The following is a 25,959-nucleotide window of genomic DNA, read 5'->3' as shown; positions in this document are numbered from 1 at the left end:
TCATTTTTTTAAATTCACCTTTAAATTGTGATTTAAATCAATGAAAGCGCTTACTTTTGTGATTTTGAGCACTTTTCGTATAAGTTTTGTTCTATATACTCATTTCCGTAAAGTGCAGAACTAGTTTTCAGATATTGATTTACACCATCTAAGTAGTTTGTATTGATGGTTGCTTTTAAAACAGAGACAGGCATTTTTTTTAACAAGTAAAGAAAGCGCTTACTCGGTGTTTAAGGGATTGTAGGTTAGGTATCAACAGTAAAACATACATCAACTCGTAAGGAACATATGGAAATGAAAACAATTAAAGGTTTTAAATTAGCAAACGCGGTACTGGCTGCGTCTTTAGCATTGGCTTTATCCGGCTGTGCAGATGACCCGGTAACTAGTGAAGCTGCCGATCCGGTTATTGACCCGGTCACTGATCCAGTTACTGACCCAGTTACTGATCCTGATACAGGCACCAACAACGTCACAATTTTTTCTGACTCTGCTAAATCAGGCTGGTCAACATTTGACTGCTGTACTGAGTCACAAGCCGCGTTCCCGATTGAAACGACCGGCGGCCACGGTATGGTTACTGAATTTTCTATTGGGGATTATGCTGACACGGTTTTAGGCTTTAGAACCACGACACCGCTTGATGTAAGTGCAATTTCAGAAACAGGTACACTGGATTTAGATGTAAAAATAGTAACGCCTCCAACGGCAGAATTAACAAAAGCAATCAGTACTACACAGTGGTTTGTTAAACTGGAAAGTAATGGTGGCAGTGATGCTGAAGGTGCCAGCGGCGAGAATGCACAAGTTGAAATTACTGCACTTGAAATTGGTGTATGGAAAAGTATCAGCATTGACCTGATAGAGTTAGAAAATCAGGGGCTGGATCTTACTGCTATTGATAATGTAATGATTTTCCCAGAGTGGGGACAAGGGGCTGGCACTGTTTATCGTGTTGATAATCTGGCTTTCAATGAAAACCCAGTTGACCCAGTAGACCCGGTAGACCCAGTAGACCCAGTAGACCCAGTAGACCCAGTAGATTATGCGATTGATTTTGAAGGTACTCAGCTAGCCTGGACAGCATTTGAAGGAGCTGCAGACATTGAGATTTCTGCCAACCCAGTGACAGATTCAGCTGTTAATGCTTCCGACACCGTGGCTAAGCTTTTTGTTCCACAAGCAGCGCAGGCCTGGGCTGGTGTAAATACAGCTGGTTTAGAAGCATTCACGTTGGACAGCAGTAACAGCATAATTAAAATCATGGTTTACAAGGATACAATCAGTGATGTAGGTATTAAGCTTGAACAAGACAATGGCGATGGTATGGGATCGGCCGGTGAAATCAAAGTCGCTAATACTAAGGTTAATGAATGGGAAGAGTTAACTTTTGACTTCTCAAGTCAGATTGGTCATGCCGAAACTCAGAATATCACGGGGTTTGTTGTTTTCCCTGACTTTACAGAGAGAGCTGCCGATACGACGACCTATATTGACAATGTGTCATTCTCAGGCGAGCAAGTTGACCCGGTTGACCCAGTTGACCCAGTTGACCCAGTTGACCCAGTTGACCCAGTTGACCCAGTTGACCCAGTTGTTGGTATTGATTTTGAGGGGGACACACAGTTAGCTTGGAGTACATTTGAGAATACTGATAACCCAGCGCTTGAGTTTGTTACTAATCTAGATACATCTGGTATTAATACGTCAAATACAGTTGGCAAATTCACTGCTCGAGGTGATGGTGCTCGATGGGCTGGAACGCAAACTTTTGAATACACTCCATTTTCACTGGATGCAAGTAACAGTATCGTGAGAATTATGGTTTATAAAGAGACGATTAGTCCTGTTGGTATTAAGTTTGCGACTGCTGCTCAGTGGTCTGAAGGAGAGCTTAAAGTCAGCAATACCAAGATCAATGAGTGGGAAGAGTTAACCTTTGATTTCTCTTCACGTATCGGTACTGGAGGGCCAGCAGTATTTACGGAATTAGCAGTATTCCCTGACTTTACTGAGGCAGAAAGAACTGCAGAAACCGTTGTTTACTTCGATAATATTACTTTCTCAGCAGAGTAATCACCAGCGCAGTACCGTGGTGCTGCGCAGTTAGTGAAATAGAATTCATGACCGACAGCTGTGTAATATTGTGCATAGCTTTTAATGATATTAAGTTATCAGTAAGCGGGACTTATTTGGCCTGCTTTATGGTCTCAAAGTAAGCGCTTATATTTTGTGGTTGAGTATTTTCAAACGAATAAGTAATTTCGCTAAAAATCAGATGGAATCTAAGACTTAATTTTAAAAAACATGACAAATACAAAATTTTACAGTTAATAAACTTTTTGAAAAGGGAATTACAATGAAAAAAAGAAGTTATAAAATATTTTTAACGGCATTGATGTCGATATTTATATTTGCATGTGCAGATGATCCCGTGGTTACAACGGTTGAAACACCCGTGGAAACACCTGCAGATACATCTACAACGCTGCAGCCTCAAGCTGTCGCTGCAGATGCACCTACAGCAAAATCTGGAGAGCAGATTTTAGGTAACCCGAATTATTTAGCAATTTCCTATGGTGCATGGCGTTCGACTACGCGTGAAGCGGGTGCTGACGTACCAAGTGTTGCACAGCAGAAAGAAGATATGAAAATCTTAGCCGCCATGGGCATTAAAGTGTTAAGAACCTATAACACTCAGGGTTATATTGGTTTAGATGGAAAGAGTAATACTGAAAACCTGCTGATTGCTATTGACGAGTTGATGACTGAAGACTCGAGTTTTGAAATGTATGTGATGCTGGGTATCTGGATCGATGCATTAAACTCCTGGACTGATCTGGAGGTTATACATGATCAAGAAAACCCGGTAAATGCAGATGAGATGGCTGCCGGCATTCAGCTTGCTAAAGATTACCCTGAAATCGTCAAGGTAATTGCAGTGGGTAATGAAGCTATGGTGCACTGGGCGCCGTATCATGTTGCACCGGCAATTATTCTTAACCACGTTAATACGCTGCAGGCCTTAAAGGTTAGCGGCGACATTAATGAAAACATCTGGATCACCAGTTCTGATAATCATGCTGTCTGGGCCACGCAAGGCGATTATGCGAGTGCAGATATGGATGCACTGATTGCTGCGGTTGATTATATCTCACTACATACTTACCCGTTTCATGATACGCATTATGACAGTGCTTTCTGGTTAGCCCCTGAAGATGAAACCTCTTTATCAGCTCAAGAGCAGGCTGATGCGGCTATGATTCGAGCGAAAGAAAAAGCCCTTGCTCAATATAAAACTGCGCAGGATCACATGCTGAGTTTAGATATCGATCCTAAACCTATTCATATTGGTGAGACAGGCTGGGCATCAGAAACCAATGTAAATTATGGTGACGAGGGCTCTAAAGCTGCGGACGAATATAAGCAGAAAGCCTTTTATGATGCGATGCGTGCCTGGTCAAATGAATTTGGTGCTGCATTATTCTTTTTTGAAGCCTTTGATGAGCCATGGAAGGGTGCTGCTGATAATACTGGCGATTCAGAAAAGCATTTTGGTCTAATTGATATCGACGGTAAAGCAAAATACGTGCTTTGGAATATGGTTGATGACGGTGTATTTGATGGTCTAACTCGTGGTGGAAATTCTGTGACTAAGAGTTTTGGTGGTGTTGAACAGGATGTCTTAGATACTGTACTTGCACCAAATCCGGCACCGGTAACAGGCGGACCGGTCGATGGTGAGTCATTTGCTGTTTCTAACACCGGGTTATCAGCAGTTGCCTGGGAAGATACTGCCTGGATTGCAGAGGATGCAGGAGTGGTTACTGTAACCACACCTCCTTCTGCTGGTACAGCTAAAGACTGGGGCTGGGGGGCATCTCTTGGACTGGCAGGACAGGCTGGGGAAAATCTAAGCGGCTTTGAAGCGGGTACATTAAAGTTTGATATTAAAGGCACAACATCATCTTTAATTAATATCGGCTTCCAAACTGGTCTATATGACAATCCAACAAGACCGCAGACAAATAACTATGTTATTTTCGGAACCGGCAGTTACCCAATTACAAGCGAATGGGTTACTTATGAAATTGCAGTTACTGATCTAGTTAAGGGAGCTCCTGATTTTGAAGATGTGACTTCATTAATCTACTTCAGCGGCGCCGCGGATGATGGTGGAATTATTGAAGTAAGAAACATCTACTTCCAAAAATAATGCTGACAGCCAGCATTTATTAATGCGGGACATTAAAAGGGCCTTGAATCGATAGACAGTGATTCAAGGCTTTTTTCTGTATCTAGCCCAATCCAGCAGACCTAACTTTAAAGAAAATAAATAGTAAATCTCCTTCCTTGTTTACCAATATATTAAATTCATTCAGCTGTAAGTTTGAGCAAAATACTTATGCTGACTGCCTGTGAGCCGGGTAAGTACAGATAAGTCTCGCAGGCATCAGAACGATCTTTGAGCGGCTGGGTCAATAATACTAGCAGGTACTTTGAGAAGGTGAGTAATTGTTTGTCAGGTGAATAGCAGGGGCTCATTATAGCTCAATTAATCAGATAGTTGTGTTAAACCAGGCTCGGAAACAATACAGGCAAAAAATGAACTGACAGTAGTGGTGGATTAATATTGAAGCTAAGCAGATTTGAATCATAGTTAGCAGTGCAGGCACTAAATTACTGAATGATAGAACTAATTGGTATTGTTTTTTGGTTGTGGGCGACGCTAGCGATTGTATTATCGCAGTAAGCGAAAAGTGATGTTAAGTAGTTTAGCATTTACTGTCATTCGTTATGTGTAATCCAGACATCCTGAGCAGAGAATATGCTCCATGAATTTATCTACTCTGTTCAGAATATCTTTTCAGGTACACTAATTAGCTCTTCTCTGACGTCTGAATAAGCCGATTAAACCTAAACACCATAAGAGTGAACTGTTCATGCTTCCGCCGCTTTGACTGTTATCCTGGTTGTCAGATACTGGAAGGGTGTCAACTGTCTGCTCGTCTGCAGGTTCTTGGTCATCATCAGCTGCCTGGCTGCTGTCAGAAGATAGACTGCTCGGCGTACTCTCATTACAGTAGCCTGCGTTGTTTTCATCTGTTGCTGTACAGTGGGCGATATAATCTACTTCCATTGTTGCTTTCTGCAGAGCTGGATCAATGCTGCCGCCTAACATACCGCCTATCGCGACATTAAGCAGCACAAACATCGGCTCTTCATACTGACTGCAGTTACTGACATCCTGTGAGACAACTAGTCTTTCATCTATATAAAAAGAGATCTCATCTTTTGTCCACTCGAGTGCATAATTATGCCAGTCCAGTACATCTGGTGCTCCGCCAGTATAGTGGTGTAAAGTTTCGAAGCCGCAGTCAGAGCCTGCATTGAAAAAGTTAGTGATATAACTGTCAGGTCGATTAGAAAACCACTCCCAGACATCAATTTCGCCTGCGCCGGGATTCGGCCAGTGGCTGAAGTCATTGTCGTTTTTATAGGGCTGCTCCTGGATACGGTTTTCTAACATCCAGAATGCAGGCCAGGTACCGCCTTCTAAATTGTGATAACGGATCCTGGACTCAATCCGGCCGTAAAGAAACTCACTTTTATCCTTGCCGTTTAGTCGGCCCGAAGTCCAGCTTTTTTGAGCACCGCCTAAGCCTGGACAGCTGATATTTTTCTTGCGGGCAATAATTTTTAACGTTCCGTTAGATACGTCATAATTTCTTTCTGCAGAGCTGTCATCATCGGTATAACACTGCACTTCATTGTTATAATTGGCTTGTGTCTGCGCAGTCCAGTTATCCCAGTTAACACTGCTGCCGTTAAATTTATCAATCCATTGTACCTGCCAGCCTGCCAGAGCCGGAGCTGTTAAGCAGAGTAAAGGCATGCCGATCAGAATCGTTCGATATTTGATTTTTCTAGATAAAAAATCCTGTTTTTCTTCGAGCTTATATTCCATTGTAACCTCTTTGATTTTGACTTGTATTTAATGCTGCTGGGCACCTTAATAGACTTACCATTAACACTTATGAAAGCGCTTTCTTTTTATGATTTTATGCTGCAGGAATAGAGAGGGCAAGATGTTTGCTGTGGAAGTTATAGTTTGATCACAGGGAGGTATTTATGCTCCAGCTTCCTGAATTTTTGTCTTCAGGAAGCGGAAGATATAGTTTTTATTTTTGGTACTTTTTCATTGCATCAAACAGTGCATCACGAGCTTTAGTTGAACCTGCTAGTTCTGCTTCATCAACAAAACGAAGTGCTTTACTGGATTCACCGTTTTTAACTGCCTGGTCAATAAGATCCATAAACATAGCTTCAGTTTCCGGCTGTATTGCGCGGCTGACTGCTGCTGACGCAGTTACATTTTGTTCAACGAGTAATGCTTGTGCTTTTTGCTGACTATCATCAGCCACTGTTTTCTCTACCATATTTTGCGCTGAAGTGCTGCTGTTCGGCAGGTAGTCAAAGGCGAGTCTAAAGACGCCGATAGCAGTATGTGGAAGAGGTTGCGCGACATGTATTCTTTTGACAATATCAGTGTGGCCTAATGTTTCGGCTGGTGCGTATGGTTCGGCAAGTTTGGTTGTGCCTTTCATTGCTTCTTCTGTTGTAAGAACAAGCAGGTACTTTGCCTGCCTTCCATCAGCAAACACTGCAGGCAGTTCAATTTTTCCGAAGAAACGGTCAACATTTAGTAACGAACCGCTGTCGTATTTAATTGTCTCTGCACCATAGACCTGCATAGGTTTATACTGTTGATCCAGGATTAAGACAGTCGGTACAAATACGCTGGCCACAATAGGTGCAGATATTGCAATTTTAATTGTTCCGTTTACTTTCGGCAGAGAAAAACCTTGAACAAATGATTTACCTGTACTGAAGTTAAAGGCTGCATTTTCCTGTGTAACATTGAGATCGAATTTACCCGGCTGAGTAATCTGTTGGTAATCAAGTTTGCTCAGCGAGTCGCAGCATAAAGGCGCCTGCTCGAGTGCACGGAAACCGATAGTAGGATCAATCTGCTGCATCTCTTTAGTGTTAGTCGCGCCGTAATCAACAACCATGCTTTTATTGTCAGCACATGCCGTAGTTAATAGTGCTAAACCAATAATCAGTATTTTTTTCATTTTCTATTCCTTTTTACTTTTACTCAATCGTACATAAAAGAGTATCTGCTAAATAAACGCTCGTTATTATTGATGCAGGTCTCACGCTGCATGCTTATTGCTTATATTAGCTAAGAATAAGCAGTAACTATGAATAATAATTTGTGTTTAATCCGTTGCGAAATTATCTTTTCTGCAGCCTGTTTTTGTTAAACAACAGCAGTGAGTTATCAACATTACCCTGAAAAATAAATAAAAGGAAGCGCTTTCATTTCAGAGGCTTTAATTTATTGTTTAATTTGAAGCTGTGTTTTCTTTTATAACTAATTATGCGCCGCTGAATTCAATTCTTTTGAATGGGTTGTATTAATAACGGATTTTATTACGTATCAAATAGGTGGATTTCCCTTAGTAGAATATGACTGTTTGTATTGCTTAAATAGTCTTGAGACAGCCATAACCTTCATTAACGAACAATTATCAGGGTTACAAGGCCGATAGTTTTTCTATCGATAAAGTCCTGTCTGCTAATGATTTTTCTTAAATTTTAAAAGTAAATTTAGTCGAGATAAAAGTGAAACTTGGCAGCTGATACTGAGTATGCTGCGATAGAGTTTAAAATTCGTAAGGGGGATATGCAGAGTCAAATTTGATCATACTTAGCTGTCAATATGTTACTCACTATTGGGTGTTGAATAAAATTAAATATAAAATATTTATCAAATAACTAGCGAGTGTTAGGTGTGGTGTTTTTTCTGTTTATTTTGACGCGTCATCTGTAGTTCCTTGTTTAAGTTTGTTTTTAAATGTGAAATTGATGCTATCGCCTTGTTTTTGATCAATAAAAAGGCATCAACAAAATATATGGTCAAATAAAACCAATATATCTACCTCGAAAAGTTAGATCTGGCGCATGGTTTCTGCTGTTTCTGTTCTATAGAATGCACTCGAAAGCTTGAGGGACCAGCTATAGATTATTATCAATATAGAGTTAAAAAATGAAATTAATTAAAACGGCAGCCGCAGCTGCGATATCACTTGCGTTATTAACAGGTTGTAACAGCGAAGCTCCAGTTGTAGAACCGGTCCCGGAAGATACGGTTGTTCGAATATCTGCTTACAATTTATCATTCGATCGTTCTACATTCGGGCAATTGGTTGATGAAATGACTCTGACTAAAGCAGAGCAGGACGTATTAATTGCCGGTTGGTTTGATGACAGCTTATCGCTAGAAGATAAAGGCGTTGCAGAAAAAGTTATTCAGATTCGTAATGTGGCCGCGGTTATCCAGACAGAGCGTCCAGCTGTGATCTTGATGAATGAATTTAATAATGATGGTATTGCTGAAGATACGACTGCCCTGTTAGGCTTCCAGAAAAACTATTTAGCTGTGGCGCAAAAGGCTGAAGGTGCAAGCTCTACCGAAGAGCGCATGCTTGAGCCGATTGAGTTCCCGTATTCTGATAATTACCAGACTAATACCGGTTTAATGAGCGGCCATGATCTGAATCGTGACGGCAATATTGACGGTGGTCCTGATGATGCATGGGGCTTTGGTTTTTACCATGGCCAGTATGCGTTTGCGTTATTATCAATGTATCCAATTGATGAAGATAACGTACGTACTTTCCAGACCTTTAAATGGAAAGATATGCCCGGTGAAACGAATCCAGTAGTCACTAACTGTGATGATCCGGATGCTATTCCAGGAGGACTGGCATGTGGTGATGAGTGGTATACAGCAGAAGCATGGGCTGAAAAACCGATGTCGTCTAAAAATCATGTTGATGCGCCGATTATCATTCCAACAGAAAATGGCGATAAAGTGGTTCATTTATTAATGTCTCATCCGACACCGCCGGTTTTTGATACGTGGACAGAAAACAATAAGATGCTTAACCGCGCGGAAGTTGATTTCTGGTTAGACTATGTCGCGGGTAACGGCAGCGGCGATTACATCTATGATGATAAAGGTCTAACTGGCGGATTATCTGAAGACGCATCTTTTGTTGTGATGGGGGATCTAAACGCAGATCCGATCAGCGGCGACGGCGATTTAACTGCTATTAATGACCTGTTGAACAGTGAACATGTTAATGTGGACGCGACAAACGGTGTATATGCACCAATTAGTTACGGCGGTCCAGAATGTATTACTCTGGGTGAGTGTAAAGAAGAGAATTGGGATACCACTTATCCTGACCGTATTACCGGTGATGGTGGACTACGTATGGATTATACGATCCCGTCAAGTGACTTAACCATAACTGATTCTGGTGTTTTCTGGCCTGCAACCTTCGAAGAAGGGCGTATGCTGATGAATGATCTTAATGTTGGTGAAGAGGGGGGCGGTAAAGACATCTCTTCAGATCACCGTCTAGTATGGATTGATGTAGCACTTTAAACCTGCAGTTTAATAAAAAGTCAGCCTCTCCCTTTAAAATAGGGCGAGGCTTTTTTTTGTCTTATTATTAATAATCATGCTTTGTAAATAGGTAAGCACTATTGACCATCATGCCTACCTTAAGGCAAACTTCTGCATTAAAACACTTAACAGGATAATATATATGAATGGAACTAGCAGGTCTGATATCAAAAAAGGCTTATCGGTATCGATTGTTTTAAAACAGGAACAGCGCAGCGGCAGACTGACTGACGGAATAGTTAAAGACATTCTGACTAACTCGCCGAGTCATCCCCACGGTATTAAAGTGCGTTTAGAAAGTGGTGCAGTAGGGCGTGTTAAAGTCATTAATGAATAATATTATTTGGCAGAAAGTTGCCCCCGCCGCCGGTCTATAGAGGACGTCTTAAAGTGATTAATGGTATCTACTTAATTACGATAGGGAGAAAACAACTCCAGCAGCCAGTCAATAAATACCTGTGCTTTTAAGGGCAGGTTGGCAGATTTTGGGGTCAGTACATAATAGCTGTAGGGGCTGATGAAACTGCTGGAAAAGGGAATTACCAGACTGCCGTCTGCGAGCTGTTCTTCAATAAAAAATCGCGGAATAAGTGCGACCCCCATGCCGCTGGCGGCTGCTTGACTGAGCATATAAAAATGCTCCATGCCGAACTGCTGTTGTGCGGTTAGTGTTAATCCTACTTTTTCTGACCAGTACGGCCATAACTCCGAACGAGTAGTATGTTTGAGCAGGGTCATATGGTTAATATCATCGATGCTTTTTAGTTGGGCGGCCAGCTGCGGCGCACAAACCAGGCATAAATCTTCATCCATCAGCTTTATATAACTGCAGTCTTTAGGGCTCCTGGTAGCACTTCGAATAGCAATATCACAGCGGGTCTGTTCAAAATCCACAGCAAAATCCCCAATTGAAAGATCTACATAGAGATGTGGATAACGCTGTTTAAACTCCTCCATTCTTGGAATAAGCCAGTTAATAGTCAGACTAGGAAGCACGTTAATGGCTAACGTCTGTGCATGCATCTGTTGTGACTTTATTTCATCAGTTGCATGGCTGATAGTCTGTAGAGCACTCTGGATTTGCGGTAAATAACGTTTACCGTCATCGGTAAGTGCCAGCTTGCGGTGGCTGCGTAGAAAAAGTGCGACGCCGAGATGGTTTTCCAGACCTTTTATCTGTTTACTGATTGCTCCATGTGTGACAAAAAGTTCATCTGCTGCTCTGCTGAAACTCAGGTGTCTTGAAGCGGATTCAAATGCAAGTAACGAATTAAGAGGTGGAAAACTTGAATGCATAATAATTTCCAAAGTTGTTTTGTGTGAGTATTTCTCACGCTGTTAAGAACATAACTCCTTTGTAGTATTTGTGCAAACCAAGTTTAATAGCACTGTACTTTTTATCCTAACAGATGGAGTTTTAATCAATGTTATTTGAATTTTCCTACGAAATTATCGCTCTGCTGTTTGCCGTTGCGGTTTTGGCAGGTTTTATTGATGCGATTGCCGGCGGCGGCGGTTTGTTAACAATTCCTGCTTTAATGTGGGCAGGGCTGCCGCCTACGGCCGCTTTGGGCACAAATAAGCTTCAGGCCTGCGGCGGCAGCTTCTTTGCCAGCTTTTATTTTGTGCGCAAGGGAATGGTTAAACTGAGTGAGATGAAGTTGGCGATACTGTGTGCTTTTGTGGGGGCTGCATTAGGTACGGTAGCAGTACAGCTGATTGATATTGCTGTATTAGAGATGCTGCTGCCATTTTTAATGCTGACCATTGGCGGGTACTTTCTTTTTTCTAAAAAGATCAGCGAAGATGATCGTCACCAGGTGTTAACTCCAGGGCTGTTTGCGTTAACAGCTGCTTTGGGAGTGGGATTATATGACGGCTTCTTCGGGCCGGGGACCGGTAGTTTTTTTGCTTTAGCCTTTGTGTCTCTGTCCGGGTACGGTTTAGCTAAAGCAACAGCCCATGCCAAAGTGCTTAACTTCTCAACGAATATTGCATCGTTAATCTTTTTTGCTCTCGGCGGTAAGGTTTTCTGGCTGTTAGGCGGGATAATGCTGATAGGGCAGGCGATGGGAGCAACACTTGGCTCTCGACTGGTATTAACTAAAGGGACTAAAATGATCAAGCCCCTGGTAGTCAGTATGTCCGTTTTAATGAGCGTAAAGCTGCTTTCCAGTCAGTACCTGCTGCTTTCTTGAGTATAGTGGGTTGTTTCAGCACCGTTCCTTTATTAAAGATAAAAAAAAGCCCCCGAATCAATCGGAGGCTTTTTAGGACTTAGTAGAAATTATTTAGATACTAAGTCTAGCGTATCGTGAGCAATAACCCATTCTTCGTTAGTTTGAATTACCATAGCAACTGTGCTGTTTTCATCAGTAATGATGCCCTGGTTAGATTCTTTACCAAAGCGGTTTGCCAGGTTAGCTTCTTCATTAACTTTGAAACCTAATAAGCTTAAGCGTTCTAGTGTCAGCTTACGGATAGGTGCTGAATTTTCACCGATACCGCCAGTGAATACGACTGCGTCTAAACGACCGTCTAAAGCTGCTGTGTAGCTGGCGATATATTTAGCAAGACGGTAGCAGTAAAGATCCATTGCACGTTTAGCTGCTGTATCTGTTTCGTAGTTATCTTCGACAAAACGACAATCAGACGTTTTTTCAGTCAGACCTAACAGACCTGATTCTTTAGTCAGCATGGTATTGATTTCTTCCAGGCTGTAACCTAGTTCATCATGCAGATGGAAGATAACAGCAGGATCCATATCGCCGCAGCGAGTACCCATTACTAAACCTTCTAACGGAGTCATGCCCATAGAAGTGTCAACAGAAATACCGTTTTTAATCGCACAAACAGAGCCGCCGTTACCTAGGTGACAGTTAATAATATTTAATTCATTAACTGGTTTGTTTAGTACTTCAGCAGCCTGCAGGCTGATGTAGTAATGGCTTGTACCATGCATACCGTAACGACGTACACCGCTTTCGCGGTAAAGTTTGTACGGCAGTGCGTATAAGAACGCTTCTTCAGGCATTGTCTGGTGGAATGCAGTGTCGAATACAGCTACGTTCGGCAGTGATGCGAAAGCGTGTTGAGCTGCACGAATACCAACCAGGTGAGCAGGGTTATGTAAAGGTGCAAGTGCCACACACTCTTCGATACCTTTCATTACTTCATCTGTAATAACAACAGATGAAGTGAACTTTTCACCGCCGTGTACAACACGATGGCCGATTGCAAAAAGATTTTCTTTTAGTTCAGGTTTTTGAGAAAGCAGTTCACTAACAATATAGTTAAGTGCTTCTTCATGAGCTGCACCAGTACCTAAATCGGCACTGCCCTTAACGCCTTCAAGATTCCATTTGATACGTGCATCATCTAAATGCAGACATTCAGCAAGGCCTGAAATTTTTTCATCGCCACTGGTGGTATCGATAATGGCAAACTTCAGAGAAGAACTACCACAGTTAAGTACAAGAATTAGCTTAGCGCTCATCTATTTATATCCTTTTTTACATTAAAACAGAGGGTTAGACATAAAAAACAATCGAACCCTAATAAAGTTATATTTTGTTACCGCAGCAGAGTCCAGAAGTGAGCCGTAAGGCGCTATATTTGCTGATACGATGAATAATCGGGCGAAGATTACACGGGAAGCAGGCAGATCACAATAGTAGTTTTAATAATCCATTTATCTTAATATTATTAAGCTCTCGAAGTATTAAAAGTTAATTATGTCGACTGTTGATTCTTGCCTTTATCTACTCCCATTGCTTACAATCTTCATAACGTTAATGATTTGTGATTTTTTTATAATATATGTATGGATGCTGATATTTAGATTATTCAGTTGCCTGCGTGTCCGCTGTTGAAATTGAGAAGGGATTTAAGATGAAAAAAGTTTTATGCACTTCTGCCGCACTGCTGCTTAGTTTTCAGTTGAGCGCAGACGAGTCACCTTATCACAGCAGTCTGATAGCAAAACCAGAGTTATCCGGATTTTACATCGGTCTTGGGGCCGGGGTTTCTAACTATTGGAATGCTGTTATTGACGACGATCATGACTCGATTAGTTATACCTCTGATTTAGAAAGTAAAAATACCGCAGTTAAAATTTACAGCGGGGTTAATATCAACCGGATTGTTGGTGTTGAGGTGAGTTACAGCGATTACGGTGATTTAAGACCTAAAGCGGGCAGCAGCAGTACAGGGAGTTTATCGCCTCGTGCCTTCGCTGTTGCCACTAACATTGGTTACACATTTGATACCGGATTACGCGCCTTTGGTATAGCAGGACTGTCGGTGATAGATTTAAGACAGTCAGAAGTTATGTTTAATGATGATACCCGTCTGGCTTTTCATTATGGTTTCGGCGGAGAATACCAGCCTTCTACTGCCAGTGGATTAACCTTCCGCTTAGCTTTTGAAGCTGACATGTACTCAACAACTCTGTCTTCTATTTACAATAACAAGGATAACTCGGCTTATATTTCACAAATAGGCACCCTCTACCTTGGTGCTATGTATAAGTTTTAGCTGCCCGTCCTGAAAGAAGTTTCCGGCAGGAATAAAAAAGCCTCCGGGTAAGGAGGCTTCCATTGTTAGCTTTTTAAATACTATTTACGAAATACGTTTGTATTTAATGCGATGCGGTTCAACGGCCGCCGCGCCGAAGGTTTTCTTCAACCATTCTTCATAGTCGCTGAAGTTACCTTCATAGAAGTTAACCACACCTTCATCACGGTAATCGATGATATGTGTTGCGATACGATCCAGGAACCAGCGGTCATGGGAAATTACCATGGCACAACCGGCAAAACTAAGCAGCGCATCTTCCAGCGCACGCAGTGTTTCGATATCCAGGTCATTGGTCGGTTCATCGAGCAGTAACATGTTGCCGCCGGATTTTAGCAGTTTAGCAAGATGTAAACGTCCGCGTTCACCACCGGACAACTGACCGACGATTTTCTGCTGATCTGTGCCTTTAAAGTTAAAGCGGCCCAGGTATGCGCGGCTTGGAATTTCCATTGTTCCGATTTTGATAATATCACTGCCGCCGGAAACTTCCTGGAAAACGCTGACTTTATCATCCATATGATCACGGAACTGTTCAACACTGGCAAGCTGCACGGTTTCACCGATGATGATTTCACCCGCATCCGGTTTTTCCTGACCCGATAACATTTTAAACAGCGTTGATTTACCTGCACCATTGGCGCCGATAATACCGACAATGGCACCTTTCGGAATTTTAAAACTCAAATCGTCGATCAGTACACGACCGTCAAATGATTTTTTAAGATTAGTAACGTCAATAACCTGGTCGCCTAAACGCTGACCTGTCGGGATAAACAGCTCATTAGTTTCATTACGTTTCTGGAAATCCTGATTATTAAGTTCTTCAAAGCGGGATAAACGGGCTTTGCTTTTGGACTGGCGGCCTTTAGCATTGGAGCGCACCCATTCCAGTTCTTTTTCAATTTGACGCTGGCGGGCTTTCTCTTGTGAACCTTCCTGACGTAAACGTTCATCTTTCTGTTCAAGCCATGATGAGTAGTTGCCTTCCCAGGGAATACCGTAACCACGGTCCAGCTCTAAGATCCAGCCGGCTACATTATCTAAGAAGTAGCGGTCATGAGTAATTGCCACGACGGTACCTTCGTAATCATGTAAGAAACGTTCAAGCCATGCGACAGATTCTGCATCCAGGTGATTGGTAGGCTCATCCAGCAGCAGCATATCTGGTTTTTCAAGCAGTAAACGGCACAGTGCAACACGGCGGCGTTCACCACCGGAAAGTACGTTTATTTTTGCATCCCAGGCAGGAAGGCGCAGTGCATCAGCCGCGCGCTCCAGCTGGTTCTCCAAGTTATGGCCGTCGTGCGTTTCGATGATTGCTTCAAGTTGTCCCTGGCGTTTAGCCAAAGCATCAAAATCAGCACCTTCTTCGGCGTAGGCTGCATAAACACCGTCAAGTTCAGTTAATGCATTTTTAACTTCACTGACCGCTTCTTCAATAATTTCGCGGACATTTTTCTGCAGATCTAAAACCGGCTCCTGCGGCAGGTAACCTATTTTTGTACCGGCAAGCGGACGCGCTTCACCTTCAAACTCTTTGTCAACGCCGGCCATAATACGCAGCAGGGTAGATTTACCCGCGCCGTTTAAACCTAATACACCGATTTTTGCACCGGGAAAGAAACTTAAAGAGATATCTTTGAGGATAGTGCGCTTAGGTGGAACAACCTTGCTCACTTGACTCATGTTATAAATAAACTGTGCCATAAATAACCTTTATATAAGGGAAAAAAATTAGTGACGTATTGTAGGGGCTAGTGATTAGAAAGGTCAATCTATCTGCTTTGATAAGTTGAACAAAGGCACCTGTAAATGCAGATTTATACTATATCGTGATGCTTTGCGCCGTTGTGCCTGCTGTATGAAAGGTGAATAACGGCTTGCATATAATTTTCACAAATACTTTATCCGTAAACTTTATGTATTTTTTTAATATAAGGCAGCAACTGTGCGCAGAAACACAAGTATGATATTTGACTGCTGATATACTCAGCTCATTTAGTTAAAGACCAGTAAGAAGTAAATGGAGATAATATGGCCCGTATAAGTCGAGTGGAAAAAGAGAAAAATAAACAGCGCCTTGACGGTATTATTCTGGATATTTTTTTGCAGGATGGCTACAGCGGGATTTTATATGAACGCATTTCTATTTTATCGGCAATGAAAATATCCACTATTCAGGGATATTACCCGTCACGTGAGTGTTTTTTAGAAGCACTTCAAGGCCGGGTAATGCCTATCTTTATAGATTATCTGCAGCTCGATGCCGGACGAGAAGAGTTTATCCGCAGCTGGGAGTCAGCTCTGCAGGAGATTGTTTTCTGTAACATTATGAAAATGTTATTTGTACATATTGCTGAAGATCAGCCTTCATTACTGGCTGTTAATGCCGTTGAGCGGTTCAGAGCATTAGTCGAGCTTAAACTAGGTGCAGAAGCGCTTGCCGATGTAGATATGTTAGTAGGGCGTTCTCTATTACATATGCTGCACAGTGAACCTGCCTGAGTTATCTATAAGGCGCAATTGAAGCGCACAACCAAGTTTTTTTAGAACAGTGAAACCTGACTTACAGCAGTTTTTTATTGTTTTAATGTTTTCTTGTATCCGTTTGATATGCAGTAACTATCCCCTGTGCCGCCGTAAAATAATATAAATTGAATTAAATAAAGAGCTATTAATTCCCTTCAAGTTTACTTACAAAATTATTCACGTTTTTTATCCTATGCAACGGGCGAAAGTTTGCGTAAAATGCGCTACATCAAAAAAATCACGTTGATTTATAGCAATTCCATTAATTAAATGATCTATTTAGGCGTAGGGAAAGTGGATGAAAGCAAGGCATTGATTGCAGTAACTAGTTACTCTAATGACAAAGTCAAAAACCAAAATACAAATCTTATTTGTATTTAGCTAGCATTCATTTTAACCAGCATAAATGAATAGAAAATTAAAGGATTTGGTATTAACTGAATACCCACCATTCTAAGCAGGAGATACGCATGTTTAACCGCGATATGAATATTGCAGATTACGATCCGGAATTATGGCAATCAATTACTGATGAAGTTCAGCGTCAAGAAGACCACATTGAACTTATCGCATCAGAAAATTACACAAGCCCACGTGTAATGGAAGCTCAAGGTAGTCAGTTAACTAACAAATATGCTGAAGGTTACCCAGGCAAACGTTACTACGGCGGTTGTGAGTATGTTGATGTTGCTGAATCTCTGGCAATCGAACGTGCTAAATCTCTATTTGGTGCAGATTACGCAAATGTACAGCCGCATGCTGGTTCTCAAGCAAACAGTGCTGTTTACCAGGCACTTTGTGCACCTGGCGATACTGTTTTAGGTATGAGCCTTGCTCACGGCGGTCACTTAACGCACGGTTCATCGGTAAGCTTCTCAGGTAAAATCTACAATGCCGTTCAGTATGGTATCAACCCTGACTCAGGTATGATTGATTACGCTGAAGTTGAAGCGTTAGCCGTTGAACATAAACCAAAAATGATTGTTGCCGGCTTCTCTGCATACTCAGGTATCGTAGACTGGGCTAAATTCCGTGAGATTGCAGACAAAGTAGGTGCTTACCTGTTTGTTGATATGGCACACGTTGCAGGTCTTGTGGCTGCAGGCCTTTACCCTAACCCGGTACCATTTGCTGATGTGGTAACAACAACAACACATAAAACATTAGGCGGTCCACGCGGCGGTCTTATTCTTGCTAAAGCCAATGAAGCAATTGAGAAAAAATTAAACTCTGCTGTTTTCCCTGGTGGTCAGGGCGGCCCGTTAATGCACGTTATTGCGGCTAAAGCGGTGTCTTTTAAAGAGTGTGCTGAACCTGAGTTTAAAGTTTACCAGCAGGGTGTTTTAGATAACGCGAAAGCAATGGTTAAAGTATTCCAGGAGCGTGGTTACAAAATCGTATCTAACGGAACTGAAAATCACCTTTTCCTAGTTGATTTAATCGCGCAGGATATCACTGGTAAAGAAGCTGATGCCGCGCTTGGTAATGCACACATTACTGTTAACAAAAATTCAGTGCCAAATGATCCGCGTTCTCCATTTGTAACGTCTGGTCTGCGTATCGGTACACCTGCACTCACTCGTCGTGGTGCTAATGTACAACAGGCGGCTGAACTTACAGGCTGGATTTGTGACATTCTTGATGCTATTAAAGATGAAGAAAAACTAGCTGCTGTGATTGAAACTGTTAAATCTAAAGTTGCGGTATTCTGTAAAGAGTGCCCAGTTTACGGTTAATCCTTACGGACTCAGTCTCTAAAAAACCGCACTTTTGTGCGGTTTTTTTTTAAATGTTAAATAGCATCGCTCCTCTTTAGGAGTCCGCGTTATTTAGACAATAAATAATAGCTTATTTAATCAGCAGCTGAGGGTTAAAGAAACGTTATATTTATCTCTAGCCGCTAAAACAGAATCTCTTTGGCAGTTATGTGTTTAATCAATACACTGCGGGTAGTCGAAAACGGGATCCAAACGTGATTTATATTCCCATTGCAGGCTGGATTCATGATAAATTCTCATCGTTTTTCCCTAAATCGGATATAAGCACTGCTTTACTTTTACCTTCAAGTCAAAAGTTATCGGCGAAAGTATCTTCTGCAGGGGCTGAACCATTAAATCCAGCCCTAATGCTGATTTAGGTACACAGGTTTCAGAGACACTGTTACAGAAACCAGAGATTGATTAATTACGAGTTGATAAAATTTATTTAGTCTGAACAGAGAGTAATAAAGATTTTAAAAATGAATATATTTAATAGCAAAGTAGAGTGAGAAATTATGTACTGTCCTTTTTGTAGTGCGCAAGATACTAAGGTTATCGATTCTCGATTAGTTGCAGAAGGTTCGCAAGTGCGCCGCCGCCGTTCATGCAACGAATGCCATGAGCGTTTTACAACCTTTGAAGCTGCAGAACTGGTGATGCCTCGTTTAATCAAATCAGACGGTCGTCGAGAACCTTTTAACGATGATAAACTGCTGGTGGGTATTAACCGGGCGCTGGAAAAAAGACCGGTAAGTATCGAAGACATTGAAAGTGCTGTTAATAAACTGAAATCAACATTACGCGCTACAGGTGAGCGGGAAGTTGAATCAAAAATGGTCGGCGAATTAGTAATGGAATTACTTAAAAGTTTAGATAAGATTGCCTATATTCGTTTTGCATCTGTATATCGTTCATTTGAAGATGTAAAAGAGTTTGGCGAAGAGATCGCAAAATTAGATAAATAATAATTTCAGCTGCGGGGAGGGCAAACCTGTCTGCATTACTTTTACCTATGGTAACTTCATGCATATTGCAAATTTCACTGAGCAAGACAAACACTATATGGCGCGTGCCGTTGAGTTAGCTAAGAAAGGCCGCTTTACAACATCGCCGAATCCTAATGTGGGTTGTGTTATTACTGCTAATAATATTATCGTCGGCGAAGGTTTCCATGAAAAAGCCGGTTTACCCCATGCAGAAATTAATGCTTTAGCCGTTGCGCAAACGAAAGCAGTTAATGCCACCTGCTATGTAACATTAGAACCATGCTCTCATTACGGACGAACTCCTCCCTGTGCTTTAGCGCTGGTTGAAGCCGGTGTAAAACGTGTGGTTATTGCTATGGTGGATCCTAATCCGAAAGTAGCCGGCCGAGGTATTGCTATTCTGCAGAAAGCGGGCATCCAGGTGGATGTCGGTTTATTAGAAGATGAAGCGCTTAATTTAAACCGTGGTTTTATTAAACGCATGCAGGTTAAAAAGCCGCGTGTAACTGTGAAGTTAGCCTCCAGTCTAGACGGTAAAACCGCACTGAAAAATGGTCAGAGTCAGTGGATCACCGGGCCGGATGCGCGTGTAGACGTACAGTATTACCGCGCGATGCAGAGTGCTCTGTTAACCGGCAGCGGTACAGTTATTGCCGATAACCCTAGCTTAAACGTACGTTATGAGGAATTAAAACAAGCTTCATTGTTTAACGGCGAAATTGACGGTGGTTCAGTGCGTCAGCCGATTCGTATTATTTTAGACTCGCACAATAAATTAAACCTGGATGAAAAGTTATTTTCTCTTGAGGGGCTGGTACTTTTAGTGTCACTGAGCCCGCGTGATGATTTATCCAATATTGCCTGCCAAGCAGAAGTGCAGCAGATTATCGGCAGTGATGACGGCCATGGCCGTATCGACCTGAATAACTTACTCAGCCAGTTAAATAAATATGAAATTAATGATCTTTGGGTTGAAGCCGGCGCTAAACTTGCGGGTGAATTCTTCAATAATGAACTGGTTGACGAATTTATACTCTATCAGGCCCCAAAATTAATGGGCGATCAGGCAAGAAACTTAGTAAACTTACCTAACTATTCCCAAATGGAAGATGTTGTCCAGTTAACGCTTAAAGATGTGGCGCTAATTGGTAGTGATATCCGACTTATAAGTAATCGAGATTAATATGTTTACAGGCATCATAGCAGCAGTGGGGCACGTCACTGCAATTAAACACAATGAAAAAGATATGACCATTAGTGTCGATTCAGGAAGTTTGGATTTAAGTGATGTTAAGTTAGGCGACAGCATTGCGAACAACGGTGTGTGCTTAACGGTTACCAGCTTAAGTGCTAATGGTTTTGATGCGGATGTATCTTATGAAACGATCAAACGCAGCGGATTTTCACAAATCAAAACGGGTTTTGCGCTTAACTTAGAAAAAGCGATGCAGATGAATGATCGTTTCGGAGGCCATATCGTCAGCGGTCATGTTGATGGTGTGGGAGAAATTACTGCGATTACGCCGCTTGGCAGTGCTGTTGAATACTGGATCAAAGCGCCCGATGAATTAGCTAAATATATCGCAGAAAAAGGCTCAATCAGTATTGATGGTATCAGTCTGACAACTAATGAAATTGACGGCGCTTTTTTTAAATTAACCATCATTCCACATACTATCGCACAGACAAATATGGTTAATTATGCAGTCGGCACTCAGGTTAATTTAGAAATCGATGTAATCGCACGTTATTTAGAGCGTTTGATGTTAGGTGAAAAAGCTTCACAAAGTACTAAAAATAAAAATAAATCAACAATGGATCTGCTCGCTCGCAGCGGGTTCTTAGGTTAAGTCGGAAATCCGAATAGGAATGAACATGAAATTAAATACTACCGCTGAGATTATTGAAGACATCCGTTTAGGTAAAATGGTTATTTTAATGGATGATGAAGACCGTGAAAACGAAGGTGATCTGATCATGGCTGCCGATCTGGTGACACCTGAAGCTGTTAACTTTATGGCGACTAACGGGCGCGGCTTAATTTGTTTAACACTGACTGAAGCGCGCTGTGAGCAGTTAAAGCTGCCGTTAATGGTTGATGATAATACGGCTGCATTTTCTACTAACTTTACGGTTTCAATTGAAGCCGCTGAAGGTGTCACTACCGGTATTTCAGCTGCCGACCGTGCTGTGACAGTTCAGGCTGCTATTAACAAAGATGCAAAACCCACTGACATTGTGATGCCTGGTCATATATTCCCGCTAAAAGCGCAGGCCGGCGGTGTTTTAACACGTGCAGGTCATACGGAAGCGGGGTGTGATTTAGCCCGCTTAGCAGGCAGAGAGCCGGCAGGTGTGATTGTGGAAATTTTAAATGAAGACGGCAGTATGGCTCGCCGTGCGGATCTGGAAATATTCGCTAAGAAACACGGCCTTAAATTAGGTACCGTTGCTGATTTAATCGAATACCGCAATAACAACGAAACAACCATTGAGCGTGTCAGCAGCTGTAAATTACCCACTGAGTTTGGTGAGTTTGATTTAGTGGCATATCAGGACACCATTGATAAGCAGGTTCATTTTGCTTTAGTAAACGGTGAGATAAAAGAAGGCGCGACGACTAATGTTCGTGTTCATTTACAGAACACTTTTACTGATAACTTTTTCTCTGACCGTTTAGGCGCACGTACCTGGCCTTTAAATAATGCAATGCAGCGTTTAGCCAAAGACGGCGGCGTACTGGTGATGTTAGGTCATCAGGAAACGGCTGAGTCATTAATTGAACAGGTTAAGCATATTGCTAAACAGGATGCCGGAGAGCGTGTTGCTTCTAAACCGCAGGGAGCAAGTCGCCGTGTTGGCGTCGGTTCACAAATATTACGTGATTTAGGGGTGCATAAAATGGCACTTTTAAGTTCTGAGAAAAAATATCATGCACTGGGCGGCTTTGGTCTAGAAGTTGTTGATTACATCACTGAGTAATCATTAACTGACAGTACGATCGTTATCTTAACAAACAGATAAAATGTGCTAGAATGCACAAAATTTTGCAATAAGGGTAGAAAATGAAAATAATTGAAGGTGGCCTAGCTGCTCCACAGGCGAAAATCGCAATCGTAATCTCTCGTTTTAACAGCTTTATCAATGAGCAGTTATTAGCGGGCGCAATTGATACCCTTAAACGTACAGGTCAGGTTGAAGACGATAATATCACTGTGGTTCGTGTACCAGGTGCTGTTGAACTTCCTCTTGCAACTAAACGTGTTGCAGCATCTAAAAAATACGATGCAATTATCGCATTAGGTACAGTCATTCGTGGTGGAACACCACATTTTGAGTTTGTGGCTAATGAATGTAATAAAGGTCTTGCACAAGTTTCGATGGATTTTGATGTACCAGTAGCATTTGGTGTATTAACAACTGATTCAATTGATCAGGCAATCGAACGTGCAGGCACTAAAATGGGCAACAAAGGCAGTGAAGCTGCTTTAGGTGCTCTAGAAATGGTTAATGTTATGGCGGAATTAGGATAATGAAAATGAAACCTGCAGAGCGCCGTCGCGCTCGTCAATTTGCAGTACAAGCGGTTTACCAGTGGCAGATCACTCAACTAAATGTTGGTCAGATTATTGATCAGTTTACTGTTGATCAGGATTTTGCAAAAACAGATGTTCCATATTTTAAAGAGTTATTAACAGGTGTTGTTCACCGTGTTGAATCTTTAGATGAGAAACTATCTCCATATCTTTCTCGTAAAATCGGAGATGTAGATATGGTTGACCTTGCAGTGTTACGTATTGCAATGTTCGAGCTAACCTACCGTACAGATGTTCCACATAAAGTGGTTTTAAATGAAGCGATTGAGTTAGCAAAAGATTTTGCTACCGACGAATCTTATAAGTTTGTAAACGGTGTTTTAGATAAAGCGCTGCGCAGCTTAAAGTTACGTGAAGAAACGGCTAACGATTAATTAATAGCTGTTTTATAAAATCCAGTCACTATTTGCATTTTAGACCCCGGCAAATAGGTACTGGATTTTTTTTCGTTAAAAATCGAGTTAGACAATAGGAATAAAAATGAACAAGAGTTTGATGACTAATTTAGCCGCTGCATTAATTCTAGCTGCTGGATTAATGTTAGGTGAAACAGAATTAGCTGCTGTTTTAACCATGGTTGGATTATTTGCCCTTTCCGGTGCGTTAACCAACTGGTTAGCTGTTTTTATGCTGTTTGAGAAAGTACCTTTTTTATATGGTTCTGGTGTTGTTCCGGCACATTTTGAAGAATTTAAAAAGGGTATTCGTTCATTAATGATGGATCAGTTTTTTACTCTGGAGAATGTTGACCGCTTTTTAAGTGCCGGTTCTCTTTCTCCTACTCACCTTAATCTGCAGCCGGTTATCGAAAAAGTAGATCTTAACCCGACCTATGACGGTTTAATAAAAGTAATTATGGAATCTTCATTCGGCGGCATGTTAGGCATGTTAGGTGGTGAAGAAGCATTAACACCGCTGCGTGAACCGTTTATCAAACATATGAAAACATCAATTGTTGAATTAACAGAAGATGATAAATTTATCGCTCTGTTAAAAGATGAGATTGAGCAGCCGGAAACGATGCAGGATATCTTAAGCAAAATTGAGCAGATTATTGAACAGCGCTTAAATGAGTTAACACCACTGCTGGTTAAACAGATTATCCAGGCGATGATTAAAAAACACCTGGGCTGGTTAGTTGTATGGGGCGGAGTATTTGGCGGACTGATTGGTCTGGTCAGTGCGTTTGTTGTTGCTTAAAACAGTTTTATAGTAAGTTATAGTACAGGCCTTTTTCCTGAGGCCTGAAAATGCAGTAAACAATAACTTTCTTCTGCTGCGCTCCTGCCAGCGGCTTTCCCCTCTAAAATAGTCTGTGTATTAAAAATACCTCTGTTGCTTACCCCTGTTACATCTGGTTACAAATAATGACATAAGGTTGTTATCTAGGTTTTATGGCAAAATTAGATAATTCGTAGTGCAAATACAGTTGTTTATCAATATTTCGGATTTCAATATCTAGCTGATCCCCTTTTCACCTGCGGGTTTGAAATACCTTCTGACAGCTCTTTTTCTGTCTTATTAATTCTACAAATATTTCTGCTTAAATATTGTACTAAACGTGCAGGTAAGACTGTAAACATGGCAACTAATTGAATTATTTAATCATTACTTTATGAGGGGCTATAAAGTTTTTTATTATCAGCAGAAACAGAAATAACAGTTATTTTTTGCTAGATTCCGGTTTAAATTTTACCAATCGAATAAAAGTCTCAGAAACGCAGCCAGGCAGAATTATAAACAGCTCAAAAGGTAGTTTTTTGAAACGTATCTTTTGTCAAAAATTCAGCATTGCTTTGTGCATTCCTACTTTTTAGTGTCATTGACTGTTTTATGATTGTGTTGTATTTTCCCCCGCTAAATTTTAACAGTATGTTTTTTGGTCATTTTTCCATTTGTATTTCTACTGTCTTAATTACACCTATTTTTATTAACAAATATCATTCAACTTATACTGCATGTTATTGATCAAAAGGAACTTATTAGTGCCGTTATTGTTTTCCCCTGAAAATGCTCTGCAACTTGCTTTTGCTATAATAAACATCACTGCCTCATCTATGAATATGGAGAAAAATCATGAGCGATACTAACAACATAAATAACGATGATGTTTCAGTGAATGATTCTCTCGAGGAAGACAGTCGCTTATCAGCTGCGGATGAAAATAAGCTGGCAGCAGAGGCTGAAAAACAAGAATTAAGCGAAATAGAAAAAATTCAGGCTGCCATTGAAGGCAATGATGATCCTGTTGTAGAAATTGTAACGGCTGCGGGAACAAATTTAAATGACGGCGGCAGCTCATCTGCAGTGAGCTTATTGCGTGACGGTGCAGAAACCATAGCAAGTACAGATTTCAATACAGACGGTTTTAATTTATCAGAGCAGTCTGCAGTTATCAGCGAGACAATTATTGATGCAGCTAACCTTGGCCCGACAATAAGTACTGAAAACGGCAGTATCGATGAAGATGGAGGCAGTGTCACTCTCAGTTATACTGCTGTTGATATCGACGGCACTATTGTTTTAACAACAGCAGAAGTTCCTGCGCATCAAGGTACAGTAACGATCAATGAAAGTGACGGAACTATTACTTTTACCCCTGCTGCAAATTTCCATGGCGATGCAATCATTACTTTAGTAACTACTGATAATGATGGCGCTACTGCGACAACAAGTTCAACAATCCATGTAACAGATGTAGATGATAAATCTGAAATCACGGTAGTCGGCAGTGACAGCGACAGTGGCGCGGTAACGGAAGATTTTGAGGTTGATAACGGCCAGCTTAAAGAGACAGGTTCATTAACATTAACCGATGTGGATACCACAGATAACACTACCTTTAATAATGACGGTACCTTTAAAACAGCCGGTTCAACCAACCCGACTGCGCTTGGTGAATTGACCATTGATGCGGACGGTGACTGGTCTTATGCGGTCGATAACAGCAAAGTCCAGTACCTGAA

21 protein-coding genes are annotated in these 25,959 nt (G+C 41.4%); 16 read left to right on the top strand and 5 right to left on the bottom strand.

All coding sequences use genetic code 11. The features are described 5' to 3' along the window. Window positions 1–294: 294 nt before the first annotated feature. Window positions 295–2,076, top strand: a complete 1,782-nt coding sequence (locus tag G327_RS27220; protein WP_033298689.1) for a hypothetical protein — start codon at window positions 295–297, stop codon at window positions 2,074–2,076. 283 nt (window positions 2,077–2,359) lie between these two features. Further along, window positions 2,360–4,216 carry a glycoside hydrolase family 17 protein gene (locus G327_RS0119740; RefSeq protein ID WP_019616536.1) on the top strand — a complete coding sequence of 619 codons (1,857 nt, stop codon included), beginning with the start codon at window positions 2,360–2,362 and terminating at the stop codon, window positions 4,214–4,216. Window positions 4,217–4,876: 660 nt separating this feature from the next. Here G327_RS0119740 and G327_RS0119735 read toward each other — a convergent pair. Then, window positions 4,877–5,968 (bottom strand): glycoside hydrolase family 16 protein, encoded by a 1,092-nt coding sequence (locus tag G327_RS0119735; RefSeq protein WP_019616535.1) that lies wholly within the window; start codon window positions 5,966–5,968, stop codon window positions 4,877–4,879. 214 nt (window positions 5,969–6,182) lie between these two features. Beyond that, the gene (locus G327_RS0119730; RefSeq protein WP_019616534.1) at window positions 6,183–7,139 is read right to left on the bottom strand and encodes a MalM family protein; all 957 of its coding nucleotides are present in this window, start codon (window positions 7,137–7,139) and stop codon (window positions 6,183–6,185) included. A gap of 977 nt (window positions 7,140–8,116) precedes the next feature. Between G327_RS0119730 and G327_RS0119725 the strand changes: the two genes are divergently transcribed. After that, entirely contained in the window at window positions 8,117–9,523 is a 1,407-nt protein-coding gene (locus G327_RS0119725) for an endonuclease/exonuclease/phosphatase family protein (protein ID WP_019616533.1), read from the top strand. A gap of 163 nt (window positions 9,524–9,686) precedes the next feature. Continuing rightward, the gene (locus tag G327_RS0119720; RefSeq protein WP_019616532.1) at window positions 9,687–9,881 is read left to right on the top strand and encodes a YwbE family protein; all 195 of its coding nucleotides are present in this window, start codon (window positions 9,687–9,689) and stop codon (window positions 9,879–9,881) included. Between the two features lie 71 nt (window positions 9,882–9,952). Here the strand turns inward: G327_RS0119720 and gcvA are convergent, their stop codons facing one another. Beyond that, window positions 9,953–10,840, bottom strand: a complete 888-nt coding sequence (gene gcvA / locus G327_RS0119715) for a transcriptional regulator GcvA (protein ID WP_019616531.1) — start codon at window positions 10,838–10,840, stop codon at window positions 9,953–9,955. A 128-nt stretch (window positions 10,841–10,968) separates the two neighbouring features. Here gcvA and G327_RS0119710 point away from each other — a divergent pair, with 128 nt between their 5' ends. After that, window positions 10,969–11,742, top strand: coding sequence for a TSUP family transporter (locus tag G327_RS0119710; protein WP_019616530.1), 774 nt, complete (start codon window positions 10,969–10,971; stop codon window positions 11,740–11,742). A gap of 89 nt (window positions 11,743–11,831) precedes the next feature. Here G327_RS0119710 and G327_RS0119705 read toward each other — a convergent pair whose 3' ends face one another. After that, window positions 11,832–13,040: an acetate kinase gene (locus G327_RS0119705; protein ID WP_019616529.1), complete on the bottom strand. Its 1,209-nt coding sequence runs from the start codon at window positions 13,038–13,040 to the stop codon at window positions 11,832–11,834. Window positions 13,041–13,435: 395 nt separating this feature from the next. On the opposite strand from G327_RS0119705, the gene G327_RS25180 reads away from it, so the two are divergent. Beyond that, window positions 13,436–14,080: an outer membrane beta-barrel protein gene (locus G327_RS25180; protein WP_019616528.1), complete on the top strand. Its 645-nt coding sequence runs from the start codon at window positions 13,436–13,438 to the stop codon at window positions 14,078–14,080. Between the two features lie 84 nt (window positions 14,081–14,164). On the opposite strand, the gene ettA is transcribed toward G327_RS25180, so the two are convergent. Further along, window positions 14,165–15,829 (bottom strand): energy-dependent translational throttle protein EttA, encoded by a 1,665-nt coding sequence (ettA, locus tag G327_RS0119695; RefSeq protein ID WP_019616527.1) that lies wholly within the window; start codon window positions 15,827–15,829, stop codon window positions 14,165–14,167. Window positions 15,830–16,156: 327 nt separating this feature from the next. On the opposite strand from ettA, the gene G327_RS0119690 reads away from it, so the two are divergent. The 10 genes from G327_RS0119690 to G327_RS25175 form a co-directional block, all read left to right on the top strand. Next, a complete protein-coding gene (locus tag G327_RS0119690) occupies window positions 16,157–16,627 on the top strand; it encodes a hypothetical protein (protein ID WP_019616526.1) in 471 nt (156 codons plus the stop codon). 494 nt (window positions 16,628–17,121) lie between these two features. Next, window positions 17,122–18,387: a serine hydroxymethyltransferase gene (glyA, locus tag G327_RS0119685; protein WP_019616525.1), complete on the top strand. Its 1,266-nt coding sequence runs from the start codon at window positions 17,122–17,124 to the stop codon at window positions 18,385–18,387. A 539-nt stretch (window positions 18,388–18,926) separates the two neighbouring features. Further along, window positions 18,927–19,376 carry a transcriptional regulator NrdR gene (gene nrdR, locus G327_RS0119675; protein WP_019616524.1) on the top strand — a complete coding sequence of 150 codons (450 nt, stop codon included), beginning with the start codon at window positions 18,927–18,929 and terminating at the stop codon, window positions 19,374–19,376. Between the two features lie 58 nt (window positions 19,377–19,434). Further along, a complete protein-coding gene (gene ribD / locus G327_RS0119670; protein ID WP_019616523.1) occupies window positions 19,435–20,580 on the top strand; it encodes a bifunctional diaminohydroxyphosphoribosylaminopyrimidine deaminase/5-amino-6-(5-phosphoribosylamino)uracil reductase RibD in 1,146 nt (381 codons plus the stop codon). 1 nt (window position 20,581) lies between these two features. Further along, entirely contained in the window at window positions 20,582–21,247 is a 666-nt protein-coding gene (locus tag G327_RS0119665) for a riboflavin synthase (protein ID WP_019616522.1), read from the top strand. A 25-nt stretch (window positions 21,248–21,272) separates the two neighbouring features. Then, entirely contained in the window at window positions 21,273–22,379 is a 1,107-nt protein-coding gene (gene ribBA, locus G327_RS0119660; protein WP_019616521.1) for a bifunctional 3,4-dihydroxy-2-butanone-4-phosphate synthase/GTP cyclohydrolase II, read from the top strand. A gap of 83 nt (window positions 22,380–22,462) precedes the next feature. Beyond that, the gene (ribH, locus tag G327_RS0119655) at window positions 22,463–22,930 is read left to right on the top strand and encodes a 6,7-dimethyl-8-ribityllumazine synthase (protein ID WP_019616520.1); all 468 of its coding nucleotides are present in this window, start codon (window positions 22,463–22,465) and stop codon (window positions 22,928–22,930) included. Window positions 22,931–22,935: 5 nt separating this feature from the next. Then, window positions 22,936–23,367, top strand: coding sequence for a transcription antitermination factor NusB (gene nusB / locus G327_RS0119650; RefSeq protein ID WP_019616519.1), 432 nt, complete (start codon window positions 22,936–22,938; stop codon window positions 23,365–23,367). A 106-nt stretch (window positions 23,368–23,473) separates the two neighbouring features. Continuing rightward, entirely contained in the window at window positions 23,474–24,193 is a 720-nt protein-coding gene (locus tag G327_RS0119645) for a DUF445 domain-containing protein (RefSeq protein WP_026339457.1), read from the top strand. 876 nt (window positions 24,194–25,069) lie between these two features. After that, window positions 25,070–25,959 (top strand): Ig-like domain-containing protein (locus tag G327_RS25175; protein ID WP_033298686.1); only part of this gene is annotated, 890 nt, incomplete at its 3' end.

Origin of the sequence: Psychromonas ossibalaenae ATCC BAA-1528, assembly GCF_000381745.1 — a bacterium.
GTDB classification, from domain to species: Bacteria; Pseudomonadota; Gammaproteobacteria; order Enterobacterales; family Psychromonadaceae; genus Psychromonas; species Psychromonas ossibalaenae.
This window is presented reverse-complemented; position numbering and strand designations above follow the sequence as displayed.

What these genes read in the sequence shown, in the direction of transcription:
- G327_RS27220 (WP_033298689.1), top strand. Translation starts at nt 295, where the DNA reads ATGAAAACAATTAAAGGTTTTAAATTAGCAAACGCGGTACTGGCTGCG.
- G327_RS0119740 (WP_019616536.1), top strand. Translation starts at nt 2,360, where the DNA reads ATGAAAAAAAGAAGTTATAAAATATTTTTAACGGCATTGATGTCGATA.
- G327_RS0119735 (WP_019616535.1), bottom strand. Translation starts at nt 5,968, where the DNA reads ATGGAATATAAGCTCGAAGAAAAACAGGATTTTTTATCTAGAAAAATC.
- G327_RS0119730 (WP_019616534.1), bottom strand. Translation starts at nt 7,139, where the DNA reads ATGAAAAAAATACTGATTATTGGTTTAGCACTATTAACTACGGCATGT.
- G327_RS0119725 (WP_019616533.1), top strand. Translation starts at nt 8,117, where the DNA reads ATGAAATTAATTAAAACGGCAGCCGCAGCTGCGATATCACTTGCGTTA.
- G327_RS0119720 (WP_019616532.1), top strand. Translation starts at nt 9,687, where the DNA reads ATGAATGGAACTAGCAGGTCTGATATCAAAAAAGGCTTATCGGTATCG.
- gcvA (WP_019616531.1), bottom strand. Translation starts at nt 10,840, where the DNA reads ATGCATTCAAGTTTTCCACCTCTTAATTCGTTACTTGCATTTGAATCC.
- G327_RS0119710 (WP_019616530.1), top strand. Translation starts at nt 10,969, where the DNA reads ATGTTATTTGAATTTTCCTACGAAATTATCGCTCTGCTGTTTGCCGTT.
- G327_RS0119705 (WP_019616529.1), bottom strand. Translation starts at nt 13,040, where the DNA reads ATGAGCGCTAAGCTAATTCTTGTACTTAACTGTGGTAGTTCTTCTCTG.
- G327_RS25180 (WP_019616528.1), top strand. Translation starts at nt 13,436, where the DNA reads ATGAAAAAAGTTTTATGCACTTCTGCCGCACTGCTGCTTAGTTTTCAG.
- ettA (WP_019616527.1), bottom strand. Translation starts at nt 15,829, where the DNA reads ATGGCACAGTTTATTTATAACATGAGTCAAGTGAGCAAGGTTGTTCCA.
- G327_RS0119690 (WP_019616526.1), top strand. Translation starts at nt 16,157, where the DNA reads ATGGCCCGTATAAGTCGAGTGGAAAAAGAGAAAAATAAACAGCGCCTT.
- glyA (WP_019616525.1), top strand. Translation starts at nt 17,122, where the DNA reads ATGTTTAACCGCGATATGAATATTGCAGATTACGATCCGGAATTATGG.
- nrdR (WP_019616524.1), top strand. Translation starts at nt 18,927, where the DNA reads ATGTACTGTCCTTTTTGTAGTGCGCAAGATACTAAGGTTATCGATTCT.
- ribD (WP_019616523.1), top strand. Translation starts at nt 19,435, where the DNA reads ATGCATATTGCAAATTTCACTGAGCAAGACAAACACTATATGGCGCGT.
- G327_RS0119665 (WP_019616522.1), top strand. Translation starts at nt 20,582, where the DNA reads ATGTTTACAGGCATCATAGCAGCAGTGGGGCACGTCACTGCAATTAAA.
- ribBA (WP_019616521.1), top strand. Translation starts at nt 21,273, where the DNA reads ATGAAATTAAATACTACCGCTGAGATTATTGAAGACATCCGTTTAGGT.
- ribH (WP_019616520.1), top strand. Translation starts at nt 22,463, where the DNA reads ATGAAAATAATTGAAGGTGGCCTAGCTGCTCCACAGGCGAAAATCGCA.
- nusB (WP_019616519.1), top strand. Translation starts at nt 22,936, where the DNA reads ATGAAACCTGCAGAGCGCCGTCGCGCTCGTCAATTTGCAGTACAAGCG.
- G327_RS0119645 (WP_026339457.1), top strand. Translation starts at nt 23,474, where the DNA reads ATGAACAAGAGTTTGATGACTAATTTAGCCGCTGCATTAATTCTAGCT.